18 protein-coding genes and 2 pseudogenes are annotated in these 18,122 nt (G+C 63.6%); 9 read left to right on the forward strand and 11 right to left on the reverse strand.

Annotated elements, in window-relative coordinates; translation table 11 throughout:
- The first annotated feature begins 120 nt into the window (after positions 1 to 120).
- The 4 genes from cra (at position 121) to HKD46_RS17030 (ending at position 4,251) form a co-directional block, all read left to right on the forward strand.
- Complete coding sequence (gene cra / locus HKD46_RS17015; protein ID WP_010674823.1) at positions 121 to 1,107, forward strand: catabolite repressor/activator; 987 nt, start codon at positions 121 to 123, stop codon at positions 1,105 to 1,107.
- A 613-nt stretch (positions 1,108 to 1,720) separates the two neighbouring features.
- The gene (locus HKD46_RS17020; protein ID WP_171865707.1) at positions 1,721 to 2,914 is read left to right on the forward strand and encodes an aromatic amino acid transporter; all 1,194 of its coding nucleotides are present in this window, start codon (positions 1,721 to 1,723) and stop codon (positions 2,912 to 2,914) included.
- Between the two features lie 243 nt (positions 2,915 to 3,157).
- The gene (locus HKD46_RS17025) at positions 3,158 to 3,562 is read left to right on the forward strand and encodes an antitoxin Xre-like helix-turn-helix domain-containing protein (protein ID WP_052816236.1); all 405 of its coding nucleotides are present in this window, start codon (positions 3,158 to 3,160) and stop codon (positions 3,560 to 3,562) included.
- On the forward strand, positions 3,562 to 4,251 hold the full coding sequence (locus HKD46_RS17030; protein WP_042017126.1) for an RES family NAD+ phosphorylase: 690 nt from the start codon (positions 3,562 to 3,564) through the stop codon (positions 4,249 to 4,251). The genes HKD46_RS17025 and HKD46_RS17030 overlap by 1 nt, the downstream gene beginning before the upstream one ends.
- An 86-nt stretch (positions 4,252 to 4,337) precedes the next feature.
- On the opposite strand, the gene HKD46_RS17035 is transcribed toward HKD46_RS17030, so the two are convergent.
- Complete coding sequence (locus tag HKD46_RS17035) at positions 4,338 to 5,750, reverse strand: DEAD/DEAH box helicase (protein ID WP_161470131.1); 1,413 nt, start codon at positions 5,748 to 5,750, stop codon at positions 4,338 to 4,340.
- Positions 5,751 to 6,055: 305 nt separating this feature from the next.
- Here HKD46_RS17035 and HKD46_RS17040 point away from each other — a divergent pair, with 305 nt between their 5' ends.
- Positions 6,056 to 6,865 (forward strand): ABC transporter substrate-binding protein, encoded by an 810-nt coding sequence (locus tag HKD46_RS17040; protein WP_049636765.1) that lies wholly within the window; start codon positions 6,056 to 6,058, stop codon positions 6,863 to 6,865.
- 87 nt (positions 6,866 to 6,952) lie between these two features.
- Here the strand turns inward: HKD46_RS17040 and aroC are convergent, their stop codons facing one another.
- A complete protein-coding gene (gene aroC / locus HKD46_RS17045; protein WP_042017130.1) occupies positions 6,953 to 8,041 on the reverse strand; it encodes a chorismate synthase in 1,089 nt (362 codons plus the stop codon).
- A gap of 16 nt (positions 8,042 to 8,057) precedes the next feature.
- Positions 8,058 to 8,993, reverse strand: coding sequence for a 50S ribosomal protein L3 N(5)-glutamine methyltransferase (prmB, locus tag HKD46_RS17050; protein WP_041211581.1), 936 nt, complete (start codon positions 8,991 to 8,993; stop codon positions 8,058 to 8,060).
- 65 nt (positions 8,994 to 9,058) lie between these two features.
- On the opposite strand from prmB, the gene smrB reads away from it, so the two are divergent.
- Positions 9,059 to 9,583, forward strand: a complete 525-nt coding sequence (gene smrB / locus HKD46_RS17055; RefSeq protein ID WP_049636766.1) for an endonuclease SmrB — start codon at positions 9,059 to 9,061, stop codon at positions 9,581 to 9,583.
- A 90-nt stretch (positions 9,584 to 9,673) separates the two neighbouring features.
- Here smrB and HKD46_RS17060 read toward each other — a convergent pair whose 3' ends face one another.
- The 6 genes from HKD46_RS17060 to HKD46_RS17085 all read right to left on the reverse strand — a co-directional run bounded on the left by HKD46_RS17060 (position 9,674) and on the right by HKD46_RS17085 (position 14,309).
- Complete coding sequence (locus tag HKD46_RS17060) at positions 9,674 to 10,084, reverse strand: SRPBCC domain-containing protein (protein WP_052816240.1); 411 nt, start codon at positions 10,082 to 10,084, stop codon at positions 9,674 to 9,676.
- Positions 10,085 to 10,130: 46 nt separating this feature from the next.
- On the reverse strand, positions 10,131 to 10,358 hold the full coding sequence (locus HKD46_RS17065) for a DUF4287 domain-containing protein (protein WP_042863908.1): 228 nt from the start codon (positions 10,356 to 10,358) through the stop codon (positions 10,131 to 10,133).
- Positions 10,359 to 10,387: 29 nt separating this feature from the next.
- On the reverse strand, positions 10,388 to 10,786 hold the full coding sequence (locus tag HKD46_RS17070; protein ID WP_041211468.1) for a GFA family protein: 399 nt from the start codon (positions 10,784 to 10,786) through the stop codon (positions 10,388 to 10,390).
- 207 nt (positions 10,787 to 10,993) lie between these two features.
- Positions 10,994 to 11,359, reverse strand: coding sequence for a VOC family protein (locus HKD46_RS17075; RefSeq protein ID WP_052816241.1), 366 nt, complete (start codon positions 11,357 to 11,359; stop codon positions 10,994 to 10,996).
- Positions 11,360 to 11,481: 122 nt separating this feature from the next.
- Positions 11,482 to 12,927, reverse strand: coding sequence for a chitinase (locus tag HKD46_RS17080; RefSeq protein WP_171865708.1), 1,446 nt, complete (start codon positions 12,925 to 12,927; stop codon positions 11,482 to 11,484).
- Between the two features lie 188 nt (positions 12,928 to 13,115).
- On the reverse strand, positions 13,116 to 14,309 hold the full coding sequence (locus HKD46_RS17085) for a methyltransferase (protein ID WP_052816244.1): 1,194 nt from the start codon (positions 14,307 to 14,309) through the stop codon (positions 13,116 to 13,118).
- A gap of 179 nt (positions 14,310 to 14,488) precedes the next feature.
- Between HKD46_RS17085 and HKD46_RS17090 the strand changes: the two genes are divergently transcribed.
- Positions 14,489 to 15,067 carry an alkylphosphonate utilization protein gene (locus HKD46_RS17090; protein WP_039040739.1) on the forward strand — a complete coding sequence of 193 codons (579 nt, stop codon included), beginning with the start codon at positions 14,489 to 14,491 and terminating at the stop codon, positions 15,065 to 15,067.
- Between the two features lie 341 nt (positions 15,068 to 15,408).
- Here HKD46_RS17090 and HKD46_RS17095 read toward each other — a convergent pair whose 3' ends face one another.
- On the reverse strand, positions 15,409 to 16,434 hold the full coding sequence (locus HKD46_RS17095) for a Wadjet anti-phage system protein JetD domain-containing protein (RefSeq protein ID WP_049636773.1): 1,026 nt from the start codon (positions 16,432 to 16,434) through the stop codon (positions 15,409 to 15,411).
- 440 nt (positions 16,435 to 16,874) lie between these two features.
- Between HKD46_RS17095 and HKD46_RS17100 the strand changes: the two are divergent.
- Together HKD46_RS17100 and HKD46_RS17105 are read left to right on the forward strand one after the other, a co-directional pair.
- Positions 16,875 to 17,491: pseudogene (locus HKD46_RS17100) on the forward strand (LysE family translocator).
- A 123-nt stretch (positions 17,492 to 17,614) separates the two neighbouring features.
- Positions 17,615 to 17,818, forward strand: coding sequence for a hypothetical protein (locus HKD46_RS17105; RefSeq protein ID WP_039040737.1), 204 nt, complete (start codon positions 17,615 to 17,617; stop codon positions 17,816 to 17,818).
- A 240-nt stretch (positions 17,819 to 18,058) separates the two neighbouring features.
- Here HKD46_RS17105 and HKD46_RS17110 read toward each other — a convergent pair.
- Positions 18,059 to 18,122 (reverse strand): annotated as a pseudogene (locus HKD46_RS17110) (IS200/IS605 family transposase); the annotation flags it as partial.

Below are 18,122 nucleotides of genomic sequence, written 5' to 3' on the forward strand. Positions count from 1 at the left end.
CGTTTCAGCGTATTGTTCAAGATCCCGCAGAAAGTACGTTTCAATGATATGATCCCGCGCACACTTTTCGGCGCCCCAACCAGGAACCGGCGCGGGCCTTGCAACTCAAACAGAGCCAACATGATGAAACTGGATGAAATCGCCGCGCTGGCCGGTGTCTCTCGCACCACCGCCAGCTATGTGATCAATGGCAAGGCCGATCAATACCGCATCAGCCAGGCAACCCGCGACAAGGTGATGGCCGTGGTCCATGCCCACAACTATCAGCCGGACAGCCGCGCCGCTTCCCTGCGCGGCGGCCAGACCCGCACCCTCGGCTTCATCCTGCCCGACCTCGAAAACGCCAGTTACGCCAAGCTCGCCAAGCGCCTGGAGCAAGGGGCCCGCACCCAGGGATATCAGTTGCTCATCGTCTGCTCGGAGGACGATCCGGACACCGAAAAGGAGCTGGCCCGGATGCTGGTGAGCCGCCATGTGGACGCGCTCCTGGTGGCAAGCTGCCTCCCCCCGGCGGATCCCTTCTACCTGGAGCAGCAGTCCCGGGGCGTGCAGATCCTCGCCATCGACCGTGCCATGGCCACCGAGCACTTCGTCACCGTGGCGAGTGAAAACCAGAAGGCGAGCCTGGACCTCACCGCCTCCCTGCTCACCCCGGCCATCGGTCATATCGCCTTGATCACTGCACTGCCGGAACTGACGATCAGTCAGGAGCGAAAAGCGGGCTTCGAACAGGCCATTGCCAGTCACAGTGCGACCCGCCACCTGTGTGAAGGGGCCCACTTCTCGCGCACCGAAGGGTATCGCCTGATCAAGACGCTCCATCAGCAGCTCGGCCAACTGCCCGAGGCGCTGATCACCACCTCCTACATCCTGATGGAGGGGGTGCTCGACTACCTGCTGGAGCAGGAGGCCGACATGAGCCAGCTCGCCATGGCTACCTTCGGGGATGACCGCCTGCTCGATTTCCTCCCCTTTGGCATCAACTCCCTGCCCCAGCAGCACGACGCCCTGGCAAGCCAGGCCCTGACGCTGGCCCTCAAGGCGGTCAATGGCGACTACCAGAGCGGCCTGCACTATGTGAGCCGTACCCTCAAACGCCGCCGCTGACCCGGCAACGACGCACCACCCCGGGGGCGGCCCGCAGTGCCAGCCCCTGAGCCTCCTCCCCCACACCTGCTTGTGTTCTCCCCTGTTGTCTCAGCTTTTGCCCTTCGCCTTCTGGCTTTGAGGTGATCTGCCGGGCGGCAACCCCGCGCCAGGGCACGTTTATCGGCGCCTCGGCTCGCTATAAGTGAAAATGATGGCTTTTGGGAGTATGACCCGATGTTTGCTTATATCGGGCCAGTCGCACCACCAGGGCCCCGTGTTACCCTCTGCAAGCCCTGTTGCCGCCAACGCGGGCGCTCTCGATGTCGACCCGCAACGCAGCCTGACGGGCAGCCTCCCCCTGAGGGGCGCGTTTTTTCGGCGCATGGCGCAATGTGTCACTTTTTATTGCCACCCTTCGGCTTGCCACAGCACAAAATCCGCTTTTAAGGGGTTGTTTCCGCCATTTCAATCCGCTAACTTGGCAACCAATTTTTACAACTGACAGGTTTCAGGTACAGATGTATCCACACCGATATTGCTAGCCTCCGGCTTTTCCCCGGAGGCGTCTCCCGACACAGCCAACTGGCTCTCTCTTGTTTGCAACAGCGCCCCTCACTTTCGGATGGATGACATGAATACCAAGACCCAGGGTTGTACCCTGTTGATTGCCGGCACCACCATAGGCGCCGGCATGCTGGCCCTGCCGCTGGCCTCCTCGTCCCTGGGCGGCCCCGCCACCCTGATGCTGATGATCGGCCTCTGGGCCCTGATGGCCTTCACCGCCATGCTGCAGGTGGAAGCCAGCCTCAGCACCGGCAAGTGGTACCTGCACCAGCTGGCGGATCACCTGCTCGGCCCCTGGGGCAAGGGCATCGCCTCCTTCTGCATCCTGATGCTGTTCTACGCCCTGGCCTCCGCCTACATCAGCGGCGGCAGCAGCCTGCTGGCCCAGGCACTGGCTGATGCCGGCCTTCCCCTCGGCCAGGAGCAGGCGGCCTGGGTCTTTACCCTGCTGTTTGGCGGCATGGTGTGCGTCGGCACCAGGCAGGTGGATTACCTCAACCGCCTGATGTTCACCGTGAAGCTGGTGATCATGGTGGCGGTGCTGGCGCTGCTGCTGCCCCGCGCCCAGGGGCAGCACCTGCTCTCCATGCCCCTCGGGGAAGGCCTGCTGCTGGCGGGCCTGCCGGTCATCTTCACCTCCTTCGGCTTCCACGGCTCCATCCCGAGCGTCATGCTCTACCTCGGGGACAACCCCAGGCAGTTGCGCCGGGTCTTCGTGTGGGGCTCCGCCTTGCCACTCGTGCTCTACGTGCTGTGGCAGGTCGCCATCCTGGGGCTGCTGGGCCAGCAATCCCTGATCCAGACCGGCGGCGCCCTGGACAGCCTGCTGGCCAACGTCGGCGGCCTGGTGAGCTGGCCCGCCTTCAACCAGGCGATGCATCTGTTTGCGGATCTCGCGCTCGCCACCTCCTTCCTCGGGGTGACCCTGGGACTGTTCGACTTCATGGCCAAGGTGACCCGTCGCAAGGACAACTGGCAGGGCCGCACCCAGACCGGCCTCATCACCTTCGTGCCGCCCCTGCTGTTCGCCCTCTACTTCCCGCAAGGCTTCATCATGGCGCTCGGTTACGCCGCCATTGCGCTGGCGGTGCTGGCGGTGCTGCTGCCGGTGGCCTTGGTGTGGCAGAGCCGCAAGCAGGCCGAGGCAAACCACTACCGCGTCCCGGGCGGCGTACTGGCCCTGGGCCTTGCCGGCGCCATGGGTGTGCTGATCGTCGGGGTGCAGATAAGCGTCAGCATGGGATTGCTGCCCGCCCTCTGATTTCCCCGGCCCGACTAACAGAAACGCCGCAAAGAGACACGCCCCGCCAACCCAGTTGGCGGGGCGTTTCATTGGCACGGGCTCACTTGGCCGACCCGCGCCCCTCCTCGCGAAGCCCATACAACAATGAACATTTGAGTGCAACCATGTATAGATATGTACATGACTGCGCCCCTGCCCTACACTGCTTAGCAGACAACTCATGATCCCGTGCCCGTCTGGCACGCCAACCCGGGAGGCAACATGGCCGCCACCGCATCTCTCCCCCGGCAACAGCCCGCCGTCGATCCCAGCAAGGCCCTGCCCGTGGTGTTTCGCATCCTGGGCAAATGGCAGTGCAGCACGGATGAACAACTCAGGCTGCTTGGCATTACCTCCCGCTCCACCCTGAACAAGTACAAGGAGGCCAGCGGCGGCATTCGGCTCAGCGCCGATCTCCAGGAGCGGATGAGCTATCTACTCAACATCCACAAGAGCCTGCGGCTGCTGTTCAGCCTGGATGAGAGCATCTATGGCTGGGTGCGCAAACCCAACAGCCACCCCTTCTTTGCCGGGCGCAGCGCCATGGAGGTCATGCAGGGTGGGCGGGTGGCCGATCTCTACGAAGTGGCCACCCGGCTGCACGCCTGGCGCGGGGAGATGGCCTGATGTCCTCCCCGCCCTTGCGCACCTTCCACAATGCCTGCGCCTATCGCATCATTCCTAGCCGCTTTCCCCCCATCTGCCTCTATGAAGACGTCGCTACCGCCGACGAGCTGGAGGCGGTCTGGGCCGTCGAGGCCCTGACCAACGACAGGCTGAGGGAAGAGGCGGGCGAGCTGATGCGGGTGCCCAGGGAAGACTGGCTGGTGGGGCTGCCCGGCGGCAGCTATGTGATGGCCGCCTTCACCCACCTCAATCCCGAGGGTGCCCGTTTCACCACGGGGGACTTTGGCGGCTACTATTGTGCCCCCTCCCTCGACACCGGCATCAAGGAGACGGTCTACCATAGGGAGCGGATCTTCGGGTACACCCGGGAGCCGGCCCAGAAGGTGCAGATGCGGGTGATCCAGGCGCAGTTCAGCGCCAGCCTCATCGACATCACGGGCCCGGCGTTTCTGCCAGGCCCCCTCTATCACGCCACCGATTACGGCCCCGCCCAGGCCTTCGCCCGGGAGCAGAAGGTCGCCGGGGCGGACGGCATCCACTACCGCTCGGTGCGCCACCCCGGTCACGACTGTCACGTGCTCTATCGCCCCCGTCTGGTCAGCCGGGTGGACCACGCCCGTCATCTGGAGTACCACTGGAGCGGCGAGGCCATCACCCATGTGCTGGAAATCCGCCTCTACGGTGAATAGCGTCTACCAGGACAAAAAAAGCCCCGCCAGATTGGCGGGGCTTTTTGTATCAACCGAACAGTGGGGGAGCCTGGCTCCCTGGCCGCTTACTGGTTGTGGCTGGCGCGACGGGGACGACGGGCCTGGGCCGGCTTCGCGGCGCCATCAGCCGGACGCTGGCCGCCCTGGGGCTTGGGCTTGCCACCGTTGCCGGAGCGGTTACCGCCGCCATTGCCACCGGCGCCATTGCCGGAGCGACCGGCACCCTGACGCTGGCCCTGGCCCTGGCCTTGCGGACGCGGCGCACGGCGCTGCTCGCTCGGATCCCGCGGCTCTTTGCGAAGCGGCGCGCCGATGCCACGGGCGATGTTGTCGAGGGTCTCGCGGGAGGCTTCAAAACCGGCCACCTGCTCGCACGGAATGTTCTGCTTGGTCAGCCGCTCGATGGCCTTGATGAGCTTGCCTTCATCGGCCGCGACCAGGGAGATGGCGTGACCGGCGGCGCCGGCACGGCCGGTACGGCCGATACGGTGCACGTAATCTTCCGCCACGTTCGGCAGCTCGAAGTTGACCACCTGGGGCAGTTTGTCGATGTCCAGGCCACGGGCGGCGATGTCGGTCGCCACCAGCACCTTGACGCTGCCATCCTTGAAACCGGCAAGGGCGCGGGTACGGGCACCCTGGCTCTTGTTGCCGTGGATGGCGGCGGCGCTGACGCCGTTCTTGTCGAGGGTCTCGGCAACGCGGTTGGCCATGTGCTTGGTACGGGTGAACACCAGCACCTGCTGCCAGTCGTTGCTGGTGACCAGGTGACTCAGCAGGGCAATCTTGTTGGCCTTGTCGCAGGGGTGTACCAGCTGCTCGATGCGCTCGGCGGTGCTGTTGCGCGGGGTCACTTCGATCACCGCCGGGTTGTCCAGCAGACCGGTGGCCAGCTCGCGAATTTCGTCGGCGAAGGTGGCGGAGAAGAGCAGGTTCTGGCGCTTCTTCGGCAGCAGGGCCAGGATGCGGCGGATGTCGCGGATAAAGCCCATGTCGAGCATGCGGTCCGCTTCGTCCAGTACCAGGATCTCCACTTCGTCGAACTTGACGGCGTTCTGGTTGTAGAGATCCATCAGGCGGCCCGGGCAGGCCACCAGCACGTCCAGACCACGGCGGGTCGCCATCATCTGGGGGTTGATGCTCACGCCGCCAAATACCACGTGGCTGCGGATCGGCAGGTGCTTGCCGTAGTTGCGCACGCTCTCGCCCACCTGGGCGGCCAGCTCGCGGGTCGGGGTCAGCACCAGGGCGCGGATGCGGTTCGGGGAGACCTTGCGCTTGCTTTCAATCAGACGCTGCAGCATCGGCAGGGTGAAACCTGCGGTCTTGCCGGTCCCGGTCTGGGCGGCGGCCATCAGATCACGGCCAGCCAGTACCGCCGGGATCGCTTGTTGCTGAATGGGAGACGGGGTGTCGTAGCCTTGCTCGGCAACGGCACGCAACAAGGGTTCGGCCAGACCGAGGGAAGTAAAACTCATAGTTACCTGCTAGGGATAGGGGCGCCAAAGATCGTGGTGGGGCTCCTCTGCTGAGCCGATGCCATCTCACAGGATCCGGGCCTATAGAGAAAACAACGATTTCCCCGGGGAGCAGAGCAAAGGGGAAAGAATAGAGGCGCAGTCTAACGGAGTTGGCGCACTTAGACGAGGAAAATGTGATGCGCCTCCCAGCACGGCTGGAAATAGGGACGAAGGCAGGACAAAATGGCCCGAATCGCCGTATGTATCAATGCCCCTGCGCAGCCTGCCGGGGACGGCGCGATACACGGAACAGGAGGTTTTGATTGAAACGGAAGTTCACCCCCACCGCCCGGCGCATGCTGGGCCTCGTCCTGCCCCTGCTCTTCGCCCAGCCCCTCGCCGCCAGGGAGACCCTGTCGGTGGCCTGGAGCCACTGGCCCCCTTTCAGTCAAATCGCTGCCGACGGCACCCTCGGCGGACTGGACGTGACCCTGACCCGCCAGATCCTGGGCAAGGCAGGCGTGGAGCCCGCCTTTCGCAACCTCCCCTGGGCCCGGGCCCTCTACCTCATGGAGCGCCAGCAGCTGGACGTGGCCATGGGCGCCCTGAAAACCCCCGAGCGGGAGCGGTTCGCCCGCTTCTCCGCCCCCTATCGGCGCGCCAGCTTCGTGCTGCTGAGCCAGCGCCCGCAGGCCGGGGAGCCCGACGGCTGGCAAGGGCTCACAGAGCTGGCAACCCTCTGCCAGGCCAAGGGGCTTCGACTTGGCAAGCTGCGGGGTACCCGCCCCCTGCCGATGAACGAGGAGTGCCCTGCCCTCGGGCAGGCGAGTGAATACAACAGCGATGACAGGCTGCTCACCCTCTTGCTGGCGCGCCGCCTCGACGGCGTCATCATGGAGTGGCAATACGCCCGCTACCAGCTCGGGGCGAGCAATGCCATCCAGTGTCAGGTGCTCTTGCACCAGCAGCCGGTGCGCCTGATGTTTGCCAAAAAGGCCGTGAACGATGAGGCGCTCGCCCGCATCGATGCCGCCATCGCCACCCTGCCCTCACCGGATCCCGCCTTTGCGCCGCCCCGCTGCCGCCTGGACGCAACCCGGCACCCATCGCTCTCGACGCCATCGGCCCCCTGACGCCGACGCCGGCAAAAAACCATGAAAAAGGCGACCCTGGGGTCGCCTTGTGGTATCTGGTGATCACTCACCTGGCCCGCAGCGTGATCAGCGCAGCTGCGGGGTCTGGGTGTGCACGCCCTGGTTCTGGGCGCGGTGGCGCAGCAGGTGATCCATCAGCACCAGGGCCAGCATGGCCTCGGCGATGGGCACGGCACGGATGCCGACGCAGGGGTCGTGACGCCCCTTGGTGATCATCTCGGTGGCCTCACCGCTGGTGGTGATGGTCTTGCCCGGCACCGTGATGCTGGAGGTAGGCTTGAGGGCCATGCTCACCACGATCTCCTGACCCGACGAAATGCCCCCCAGGATGCCCCCCGCATGATTGCTGGCAAAGCCGGTCGGAGTCATCTCGTCCCGGTGCTCCGAGCCTTTTTGCTCCACCACCGCGAAGCCGTCACCGATCTCCACCCCTTTCACCGCGTTGATGCCCATCATGGCGTGGGCGATGTCGGCGTCGAGGCGGTCGAACACCGGCTCCCCTAGGCCTACCGGCACGTTGCGCGCCACGACGCACACCTTGGCCCCCACGCTGTTTCCCTCTTTCTTGAGGGCACGCATGTATTCATCCAGCGCCTCCAGCTTGCCCGCATCGGGGAAGAAGAAGGGGTTCTGCTCGATCTGGCTCTCGTCGAACCCTTCCGCCTTGATGGGGCCGAGCTGGGAGAGAAAACCCACGATCTCGATGCCGTGCACCTGTTTCAGGTACTTCTTGGCGATGGCGCCCGCCGCGACCCGCATGGCGGTCTCGCGGGCCGAGGAGCGGCCGCCGCCACGGTAGTCACGCTGGCCGTACTTCTGGTGATAGGTGTAGTCGGCGTGGCCGGGTCGGAACAGATCCTTGATCTCGGAGTAGTCCTTGGAGCGCTGATCGGTGTTCTCGATGAGCAGCCCGATGGAGGTGCCCGTGGTCTTGCCCTCGAACACCCCGGAGAGGATCTTCACCTCGTCCGCCTCGCGGCGCTGAGTGGTGTAGCGGGACGTACCGGGCTTGCGCCTGTCCAGATCCCCCTGCAAATCGTCTTCGCTTATCTCCAGCCCCGGCGGGCAGCCGTCGACCACGGCGCCCAGCGCCAGACCGTGGCTCTCGCCGAAAGTGGTGACCCGAAAGAGTTGGCCGAAACTGTTCCCTGCCATGAATGCTCCTTGCTGCTTAGTTCTTGTAAATGGCGAAATGGGCCTGGTACTGCTCGAGCTCTGCGCGGGTCATCACAAAGACGCCGTGGCCGCCGTTTTCGAACTCGACCCAGGTGAAGGGCACCTCGGGGAACTGGGCTTCCAGGTGGATCATGCTGTTGCCCACCTCGACCACCAGCACGCCATCCTCTTTCAGGAAGTCGGCGGCATTGGCCAGCAGACGTTTGGTGAGCTTGAGGCCGTCGGAGCCCGACGCCAGGGCCAGCTCCGGCTCGTGGCGAAACTCCTCCGGCAGATCCGACATGTCCTCGGAGTCCACGTAGGGCGGGTTGGAGACGATGAGATCGTACTTGTCACCGGCCGGCAGATCCCGGAACAGATCGGAGCGAATGGGGATAACCTGCTGCTCCAGCCCGTGATCGTTGATGTTGCGCTCGGCCACGTTGAGGGCATCGACGCTGATGTCGATGGCATCCACTTCCGCATGGGGGAACTCGTGGGCCATGATGATGGCGATGCAGCCGGAGCCGGTGCACAGGTCCATGATCCGGGTCGGTTCGTCTTTCAGGAAGGGGGCGAAGCGGTTGGCCACCATCTCGGCGATGGGGGAGCGCGGAATGAGCACCCGTTCGTCCACGTAGAATTCCCAGCCCGCATACCAGGCCTTGTTGGTCAGGTAAGGCGCCGGAATGCGCTCCTGCACGCGGCGGATGATGAGCTCGGCGATGCGGTGGCGCTCGCTGGTGGTCAGGCGGGAGTGGCGCATGCCCGGATCCACGTCCGGCGGCAGATGTAACGCGGGCAGCACCAGTTGCACGGCCTCATCCCAGGCGTTGTCGGTACCATGTCCGTAGAAGATCCCGGCGTCGTTGAAACGACTCATGGCCCAGCGCAACATGTCCTGGATGGTGTGCATTTCGGCAACCACCTCATCGATAAATATCTTGTCCAAATCCACCTCCAAGTCGAGTAATATCCGGCCCGAGAATTTTATACAGCGAGCAAGACGAGTACCTGATGAAAAATACGCCCTCACTCACAGACGAGGAAAGCCTGCTGTTTCGTGATGCTGTCAAAGGTACCCGGAAAATTAAGCAAGATACCATAAGGGCCTCCTCAAGCCCGGTCAAGCAGAAACGCGAAGTGCGCGAGAGCCGCGAAAAGCTTGGGGTTGACCACTTTTTCAGCGACGAGTACCAGCCCCATCTCGAGGCGGACGGGCCGACCCGTTACGTGCGCGACGACGTGTCAAAATTCGAGCTGAAAAAGCTCAAGCGCGGCAGCTACCCGCCGGAGATTTATCTGGATCTGCACGGCATGAACCAGCACCAGGCCAAGCAGGAGCTGGCGGCCCTGCTCACCCTGTGCCGAAAAGAGAACATCCACGTCGCCTCGGTGATGCACGGCATCGGCAAGCACATCCTCAAGCAGCGCATCCCGAGCTGGCTGGCCCAGCACCCCGCTGTGCGCGCCTTTCACCAGGCGCCGCGGGAGTGGGGGGGCGAGAGCGCCATCCTGGTGCTGCTGGACATCGAGGAGTGACCCCCTTCCACGCCCCGCCTTGCCCCGGGCGAACGCCATAAAAAAACCACCGCCAGCTTGCGGTGGTTTTTTCTTGGCGCCCCGCAGGGGTCAGCCGACGACTTCCATATGGCGCTTGAAGTTATCTAAGATGCTCTGCCACCCCGCCCGCTGCTGTTCGCCGCTGTGCAGGGACTCGGTATCGAACCGCTCCTCCACCCGGGTGCCCCCCTGCTCTGCCACGAACCGCACGCTCACCTCGCGGCCATCGTCCATGACGTAGCCGAGCCCCGTCGGTGCTGTGACCTCGGTGAAGGTCCCCTCGAAATCAAACCCCGTGCTGCCATCCCGCGCCGCCATGTGGTGGCAAAAACGCCCGCCCACCCGCAGGTCCACCCGGCTTTGGGGGCAGTGCCACTGCGGAGAGGCGGCGTTCCACGCCATGATGCTGGCGGGGGTGTTCCAGCCCTGCCACACATCGGCAATCGGCCTGGCAACCCAGACGCTGACGCTTATCTTCATCTCTCTGCTCTTCTGGCTTTCCTGCACGTTTTGCACTGTGGCACTGTCATGCCACGCCGGGCGCATCGGGCTGCGCCAAAAAGTGGGCCACCAGGGCATTGGCATGACCGTGACCCATGGCGTGTTCGTCCTTGAGCCAGGCCACCAGGGCCATGTGTTTGCGCTCCTCCCGCCCTGCCAGCAGGGTCAGCCAGTGGACGATGGGCTGGCCGTATTTCTGCTCGATGGCGGGAAAATAGGAGGCAGGCCCCTTCACCTTCGGTTGTTCATCCATGATGGCTTCTCCTCGGGGTGAGTACAGGCTCAGGGTTTGGGGGCGAACTGCTCGAACACCTGCTGTCCGGTCAGGGTCGGGGTGTCGTTCTTGAGGGCATAGAAGTCGGGCTTCTCGTCGATGAAGATCTGCCCGGTGAGCTCGAACCCCTGATCCTGAAACAGGCCGGCTGAGAGGATGTACTCGTCCGTCGGCAACAGATGGTAGAAAAGATGGGTGCCGCAGGTGGGGCAGAATCCGCGCTCCGCCCACTCCGACGAGCGGTAGGCCACCGGGGCCATCCCGGTGAACCGCACGCCCTTGCCCCCGTGCACCGCGAACATGGGCCCCCCTGACCAGCGCCGGCACATGGCGCAGTGACACAGGTTGACCTCCTTGTGATCGCCGCTCGACACGGTGATCCCGCCACACAGACAATGTCCTTCCATGATGCCTCCTGAGAGTTGGGGCGACAGACCGGGCGAACGGGTGCTCGCCTTCTTGCCGCACCAGATGAAGTAGCACGGGATCCGGGGGGCGGCAACTGACCATTCCGGAGCCTCACCGCAGGGCTGAGGCTCCCGGAGCGGGAAAATCCCCCTCTTTATTCATCGTGTGAATGACTCAACACATTTCATGCACCGGATAAATAATGGTCAGGTTCCCTCCTGCAAGGCGATGCGATTCCCCTCGCAATCCCGACACTCCGCCACCCGGAGGCTCTCCCCGACCCGGGTGACGGGATAGAGACAGGCCCCGCCCGATGCCAGTGCCCGGGCCATGGCCCCCTCGATGTCAGGCACCCGCAGATAGATCCGGGTGCCATCCAGGCTCGGTACATAGCTCTCCCCCTTCGCCAGGGCGCCGGAGCAGCCCGCCGTGCCACCTTCCAGGGGAAAGAGCGCCATCTCGTTGCCATCGATCTGCACCCGCTCCAGCACCGTCTCGAAGACCCCCTCATAGAAGCGGATGGCTCTCTCCATATCCTGTACCGGAATTTCAAAATGAATGGCGATGTTCATGGTCATCCTCCCTCGGTGTGAATCCGCACTCTATCAGTGCCAAAAGAGGCGCAGCAAGCCAGCGCGGCGATCAACAAGGGAGGCGTGCGGCCTCCCCGGGGTGCTTGCGCTTGTACTGACTATCAGGTCACCGGTGCCCAGGGGTCGCCCTTGCCCGGCTCGTTGCCCTGGGTCCACCACTTGGCCTGATAGATGATCCCCTTGTGGCTCACCTTGTTGCCCGCGGTGTAGACCTTGCCTGCCTCCCAGGCCGGTACCCCGTCCACCAGTGGCGTGCCGGGGTCGACCGGGGCCGGATCCAGCGTGGCCACCACCCGTACCTTGGGCCAGCTGGCGTGGGAGCCGTAGAAGTTGGTCACGCACTTCTCGTAATCCCCCGGCACCAGGGCCGAATAGGCGGTCTGGTACCCCACCAGATCACACTCGAAGGAGTAGCCGCCGGGTCTGTCCGGGTAGTATTTCCAGTTGCCGTCCCAGTTGGTGTAGAGCACGTCGGTGGCGCCGTTGAGGTTGAGACTGCCATAGGGGGTCTGCTGCCAGCAGGTGTTCTTCTCGTCCGCCAGCAGCGGGATCCCGTAGTGGGCCGCGAGCCCCTCCCAGTAGCGGATGCGGTTGACCGGCTGGCCCTTGTTCTTGTTCTGCTCGCCGCACTCGATGCCACCGTTGATGATGTTGATGGTGGTGCCAAAGCCGTAGCCGATGCCCGCCGCCAGCTCACGCTGGGAGGGCACCCAGGTCCGGTCGATGACGTGCAGCATGGCGGGTTTGGGGGCCTGGGGCGTCAGGAAGAACCAGATGGCGGAGGCGAGGTTGAGCCAGGAGTCCGCCACCAGCCCGGGGTTGTTGAGGAGCACAGAGGCGTCGCCGTCGAACATGGCCTCGGAGAAGGCGCCGTAGTTGAAGTGGTAGGAGAGCTGCTTGGCGCCGCGACCGAAATAGCCCTGACCGGTGCTGCAGGGCCAGCGCCGGTTCTGCCAGTCACTCTGGCCACACCCCGTGGTGTAGCCGGTCTGCCCCTCAGACCAGCCCATCTCCCGCACGTGCACCAGGGCCTGTTGCCACTCCTCCAGCCCTAGGGGGTTGTCGGAGACATTCTCCTTGGCAATGTGGCCGCCGGTCTCATGGGCAAAGTGGGCGAAGGCGGTGATGATGGACTTCTTGCAGATGGCGTCCGCATTGCGCCCGTCCGTGTAGTCGCCGCAGAAGGCGGGGAACTTGCCCACCGCCCGCAGGAAGCGCTCGTAGGTGTACTCCGGGGCGGCCATCTGGGTCAGGAACTCCCAGTCCGATTCGGTGAAGACCCGCTCGACCCGCTTGACGTTGTCCGGGTTGCCGGGGGCGCGGGCAACGATGGCCTCCACCACCGAATTGGGCCGGGTGGCCAGGGCGTGGGACCAGATCCCGTACATGGGGTTGGCGGTCTTGGCCTGGGCCGCACTGGCAAGATCCACCGCCGCCATCACATAGCCCCCGCTGTTCTGGGGATCGGGCTGGATTGTCATGGCGCTCTGGCCGGGCAGTGCCCAGACGAGGGCAACCAGGCAGGCGGTACGCGTGAGCATGAACATGGGTAACCATCCTTGTCTTGAAAATGTCAGGGCGAGCATAGGCATCCTGACAACTAAATTCACGACAAGAATTAAGAATTTGGCGAAATTGTGAGCCATGCCTCCCTGCACTCAGATGGCGCTCGTTTGCAGGGGAATCCAGCCCCTGGTCTTGCGGCCGCAGCCATCCGACCTGTCCAGACGCTTGCTCAGATCCCCCCTGCGCGCACCGCCCGGATCAGCAGATTGCGCGGGGTCATGGGTTTGGGACAGAAGGTGCCCACCTCGACCCGGTAGCCCTGCTCCTCGAGGAAAAGGGCGCGATCGAGCAGCAGCCAGATTTCCAGGGGACGGCGAAACAGGTGGCGCACCAGCTCCATGCGGGCGACATCGCCAAAACGCCGCTCCCCCTGTGCCAGCAAGGCGGCGTAGTCGAGCCCCGCGGGCAAGCCCATCCCCTTGCGCTCGGCGGCCCAATGGCAGAAATCCTCGAAGCCCCCGGTCAGCAGGCTCTTTTGCAGGTTGGGCACCGGCAGGTACTCATCCACCCCGCGCACCTGGCGCTGCAGGCAGTCAAAGGCGAGGCGCCACACCACCTCCCGCTCCCGCAACCGGGCGATGCGGGCGCCGCCGGTCACCGTCTCCTGCAGCGGCAGCTTCAAATCGCTCTTGCCAAGGCGCAGGGCACTGGCCCTGGCGGCCCGGGAGAGGGGCGCATAGTGCTCTCCCCTGATGAGGTGGTAGCAACACGGGGAGAGGGTCACCCCCTGGGCACGCCCCTCGGCCACCCGCGTCAACAGATGGGTGTGCAGATCGCCGCAGGCATGGAGCGCCATGGCGTGATGGTGCGGGGCGATGAGGGCCCCGGACTCGGCGGCAAAGGCATCCGCCTCCACGAACCGCATGTTGGCGCCGTCGCGCGCGGCGAGCCGCCGCCCCTCCTCGCAGAGCGCCCCCTGCCACTCCAGGCTAAGGATCTCCGCGCCACGGTGCAGCGACACCAGGCGCCCCAGATGCCCCTTGCCGGCGCACCACTCCAGATAGGGACCTTGGTGGGGGGGCAGGCAGCCGGTGAAGGCCTCTATCTGCCCCTGCTTGCGTCCCGGCATGTACATCGCCATGGTCCTGGCGCACTGGACGGGCTCTGGGGCGAAAGGGGCAAGCTCGCTGAGGGCCTGCAACTCGGCCCCCGCCGGGATCCAGGGGGCAAGCAGGGTGCAGAGCGCATCCATGTCCCCGTCGAGGTGCGCTATCTCGTCAAGGGTCAGGGCTGCCAGGCACTTCGCAAGGGCTGGCGCCTCGCGGGCAAAGGCGATCCCCAAATGGTGATAGGGCTGGTATTGCCACCAGCGTCGCTCGGCGGTGAGCAAGCAGTCAAGTTGTCGAAAACGGTGGGCCAGCACGGTGAACCTGTCCTTTGGCGCAAAAAGGGAGGCTCATTCTAGCGATCTGCCGTCAAAAAGCACTCGCCTGTGCGCCGCTGGTAGCCTGACAAAAAGCAGGGATTTGTGCTATATTCCGCCCCCTCATTCGCGCAGCCCGCCACGGCGAGCCGCTTTACCCCTATAAACGGAACCCAATCATGACCATCAATGCCATCCTGCAAGCCCGTGCAAATGCCAAATGCGAGCTGTGTGGCGCAGAACATGCGCTGACTGCCTTCCCGGTGCCGCACTCCCCCGCCAGCGACGACGACCACAGCGTGGCCCTCTGCGCCACCTGCCGCGGCCAGCTGGAGCAGCCGGACACCACGGAGGTGAACCACTGGCGCTGCCTGGGTGACAGCATGTGGAGCCAGGTGCCGGCGGTGCAGGTGATGGCCTGGCGCCAGTTGAAGGCCCTCGTCGCCCGGGGCGAGCTCTGGGCCCAGGACATGCTGGACATGATGTACATGGAAGACGAGGTCAAGGCCTGGGCAGACGCCGGCGTGACCAGCGACGATGACGACAGCGTGCCGACCGTCGACTCCAATGGCGCCGTGCTGGTGGAAGGGGACTCCGTCACCCTGATCAAGGATCTGGACGTCAAGGGCGCGGGCTTCACCGCCAAGCGCGGCACCCTGGTCAAGGGCATTCGCCTGACCAACAACCCGCTGCACATCGAGGGCAAGGTCAACGGCATGCAGATCGTGCTGGTGGCCGCCTACCTGAAGAAGGCCTGATACCGCCCCTTCAAGCCAGAAGCGCCCCCAGGGGCGCTTTTTTGTTGCCTCTGTTTCCTGCCGTTCGGGTGGCACTCGCGGGAAACTGGACTATCCTGCAAACCAGTTCCGCGGTATGCCCCTCCCCTGACTGTCAGTGCGCCAACGGAGAGGGCCTTCCCGGCACGCATGGAAAGACCCCGGGCACCCTGATCCCCATGGCGCCCACGAGACAAGGAGCCGCCCCATGGCCAGCAAGAAAGAGATCAAGAAGAAGATCGCCGCCCGCCAGGCGAAAATCGCCAAGCACGAAAGCAAGATCAAAAAGCTGAAAAAAGCCCTGAAATAGGGGCTGACAACCATTAAAACCGCCTGATGGCGGTTTTTTCATTACTGCGTTGGCCGCAAGGCGCGTCGAGTGGCCATGACTGCCAACCTCCGGCTAGCACCAATACTTCCTGTTCCAACCACAATCCCCTTTCGATCAGATATATAAGGACCTCTTCCAGTTGCTTGCCATGCTCACTCACCACGGGGACCTCCTCCCATGGGATCTTGCCTCTGCTGATCGGTTGCCCCTCCAGACGGCGGATCAGAGTGCGGGCATAGTGATGAACATAGGCCATCAAGGTGTCGGGTAGCCAAAGAGCCAACGGACGACGAAGGGCATGGGCCAGCTCGTTAGCGATATCCAATCCGCGCTGATCCAGATCGCCAAAATGGGCCCAGGGTACGGCAGCCGGCAACAGCGGGAATACCTGACGTGCCAACTTGGTATTGCGGCCAGGCACATAGAGCAACAACTCCCCCACTTGCAGCGGGTAATCCACGAAAGCTCCCTTGTTCTCCACCGTGACCAGTTGCCGCCCCTGCCACTCAATGCCATGTAACTTACTCAAGCAGCGCTCCGGTAAGACCAGCTCTCCCAATAGTGCCAGTTGCGCCCTCATGTCGTGGCGCAGTCCGTCCTGGTCGATGAGTGACAGCGGGCTCAGCGTGCGAAGTCGAATCACTTCATCCTGTGTCAGCGTGATGTCGATAGCATCATTATCTGGATCTATCCCGCTCTTGCTGTCCCCATGCCAGAGGGCATGAAAACTGGCCTGGTTTAGATGTGCGGGCAGGTCCACCCCGAGAGCCCGTATCGTGTCACGCCTGTCCGGCATCACTGGTGCAACCTGTGCCAGCTGTGCTGCGAGATAATTCCTTCCAGCATCGGTCAACACATGACGAGCCCCTCGTCCCACTGGCTTGACTCCACCCACAGCCTGCAGGAGATCTCTCAACTCGCGGCCATGCTTGCTATCGAGTGAATATCCCTGGTTATTAGTGTCTGCCAGCAAGCGGGCACAGAGATCCTGCACTCGACGCTCATCAAAAAGTGACATCCTCCCCCCTCATTCATTGCGGTTCCATATGGCCAAGTAGAGGGGATCTTTCTGTCCACAACAGTGATCTTTCTCGCACCAAAGAAAGAGCGCTTCAAGGAACCCTGCAAGTCGACAAGCTCGAGGCAGGACGAGCAGCGCTTACGATTGGCGATCCATCGATATCGGTGAAATCAGTATGCTGCGACGCCATTGGTTAGCCGGTGAGAAAAAAGACAGCTTATCTGCGGTTTTAACACATCATAAAAAACTGCCTTAATGCGATTTTTTTATACACATCCTTGCCTATTGCATTTCCAGCCGCAGACCATGCTGCACCGGATTGCCCTCCCCTGAATCCTCTTCGGGGCCGGGAGAGACGCCGCTGGACGACTCGTCAAAGAGGCTGGCATCATGCCTGCTTTGACGCCAAGGATGTGCTCATGAACCCCAATACCTGGATGCTGTTTGCGCTGGCCTATCTGCTGGCGACACTGACCCCTGGCCCCAATGTGCTGCTGGTGGTCAAGAACGGTCTGCAACACGGCTGGCGCGCCGCCCTTGTCAGCATCCTCGGCAACCTGGGGTGCCAGGCCATCCTCATCGGTCTGGTCGCCATGGGGGTGGGCCCCTGCTGCAAACCCTGCCTCCCCTCTTTGTCGCCCTCAAGCTGGCGGGGGGTGGCTACTTGGTGTATCTGGGCTACAAGGCGCTGCGCGCGGCCAATACCGGTGCCCAAGGGCTCTCTCCCTCCACCGCTCGGGGACGCACCAGAACCACCCTCTCCTTGTTGCGAGAAGCCTTTCTGGTCTCCGCCAGCAACCCCAAGACCATCGTCTTCCTCTGCGCTCTGCTGCCCCAGTTCCTCGATCACCAGAGTCCGCTGACGCTGCAGTTCATCACCATGTACCTGACCATCTGCGCCATCGTCAGCCTGGTGCATCTGTGCTATGTCGCCCTGGCTAGGCGCGCCGGTCGCTACTTCAAGCCAGGTCGCGGCGAGCGCCTCGTTGGCCGCATCACCGGCGGACTCTTCATCACCCTGGGCGGCGCCATCCTGCTCAGTGGTCGTCCCTGATCCCTGTGCCTCACCGTTGCTGACATTATCTGCACCATCGGCGCCGCTTGGGCGCCGCGGATCCCGGCCACCGCGGCTAGAGTTGTAGGCGTGTCTGTATATGAGCCTGCGGTGGAGCGCCATATGTATTCCTACACCCTCACCTTCCGGGAGGAGGCCGACAAGCTGACGGCCCCCGAACACGAGATCCGCTTGCAAAGCCCGGCACAGGCCGGTGATTTCATCATTCTCTCCGATGGCAGTCGCCATCAGGTGATGTTCGTCACCCACCGCGCCCACTACAGCAGCCTCTACCTCGACAAGGGGGTCCGCATCCCCCAGAGCTGATACAGGCATCGTCTTTCGCTCCTGCTATGGTGAGAGAGGGCTGCAGCTCGCCAACGCAAGCCCCTTGCCGCCCAGGGAGCGGCAAGCCCGAATGACCCATTGCCAGAGGTATTGATCATGTTCAGACAGACCGCGCTCATCCTGACCCTCACCCTGTTGGGCAGCGCCCAGGTTCACGCCATCTTAAATGCGAAAGGGGACTCCCTCCGACGTAGGTGGGAGGGGAATTTCGCCGGGGCGTCAGCCCCGCTGGTTTTGAATGTATTGCTTGATCACCTCCAACGGTGCTCCGCCGCAAGAGCCC

The organism is Aeromonas sp. TW 6 (assembly GCF_013168745.1).
Lineage (GTDB): Bacteria > Pseudomonadota > Gammaproteobacteria > Enterobacterales > Aeromonadaceae > Aeromonas > Aeromonas caviae.

What these genes read in the sequence shown, in the direction of transcription:
- aroC (WP_042017130.1), bottom strand. Translation starts at nt 8,041, where the DNA reads ATGGCAGGGAACAGTTTCGGCCAACTCTTTCGGGTCACCACTTTCGGC.
- HKD46_RS17095 (WP_049636773.1), bottom strand. Translation starts at nt 16,434, where the DNA reads ATGTCACTTTTTGATGAGCGTCGAGTGCAGGATCTCTGTGCCCGCTTG.
- HKD46_RS17025 (WP_052816236.1), top strand. Translation starts at nt 3,158, where the DNA reads ATGGCCGCCACCGCATCTCTCCCCCGGCAACAGCCCGCCGTCGATCCC.
- HKD46_RS17105 (WP_039040737.1), top strand. Translation starts at nt 17,615, where the DNA reads ATGTATTCCTACACCCTCACCTTCCGGGAGGAGGCCGACAAGCTGACG.
- HKD46_RS17090 (WP_039040739.1), top strand. Translation starts at nt 14,489, where the DNA reads ATGACCATCAATGCCATCCTGCAAGCCCGTGCAAATGCCAAATGCGAG.
- HKD46_RS17030 (WP_042017126.1), top strand. Translation starts at nt 3,562, where the DNA reads ATGTCCTCCCCGCCCTTGCGCACCTTCCACAATGCCTGCGCCTATCGC.
- HKD46_RS17065 (WP_042863908.1), bottom strand. Translation starts at nt 10,358, where the DNA reads ATGGATGAACAACCGAAGGTGAAGGGGCCTGCCTCCTATTTTCCCGCC.
- HKD46_RS17035 (WP_161470131.1), bottom strand. Translation starts at nt 5,750, where the DNA reads ATGAGTTTTACTTCCCTCGGTCTGGCCGAACCCTTGTTGCGTGCCGTT.
- HKD46_RS17070 (WP_041211468.1), bottom strand. Translation starts at nt 10,786, where the DNA reads ATGGAAGGACATTGTCTGTGTGGCGGGATCACCGTGTCGAGCGGCGAT.
- smrB (WP_049636766.1), top strand. Translation starts at nt 9,059, where the DNA reads ATGAAAAATACGCCCTCACTCACAGACGAGGAAAGCCTGCTGTTTCGT.
- HKD46_RS17060 (WP_052816240.1), bottom strand. Translation starts at nt 10,084, where the DNA reads ATGAAGATAAGCGTCAGCGTCTGGGTTGCCAGGCCGATTGCCGATGTG.
- cra (WP_010674823.1), top strand. Translation starts at nt 121, where the DNA reads ATGATGAAACTGGATGAAATCGCCGCGCTGGCCGGTGTCTCTCGCACC.
- HKD46_RS17080 (WP_171865708.1), bottom strand. Translation starts at nt 12,927, where the DNA reads ATGTTCATGCTCACGCGTACCGCCTGCCTGGTTGCCCTCGTCTGGGCA.
- HKD46_RS17075 (WP_052816241.1), bottom strand. Translation starts at nt 11,359, where the DNA reads ATGAACATCGCCATTCATTTTGAAATTCCGGTACAGGATATGGAGAGA.
- HKD46_RS17020 (WP_171865707.1), top strand. Translation starts at nt 1,721, where the DNA reads ATGAATACCAAGACCCAGGGTTGTACCCTGTTGATTGCCGGCACCACC.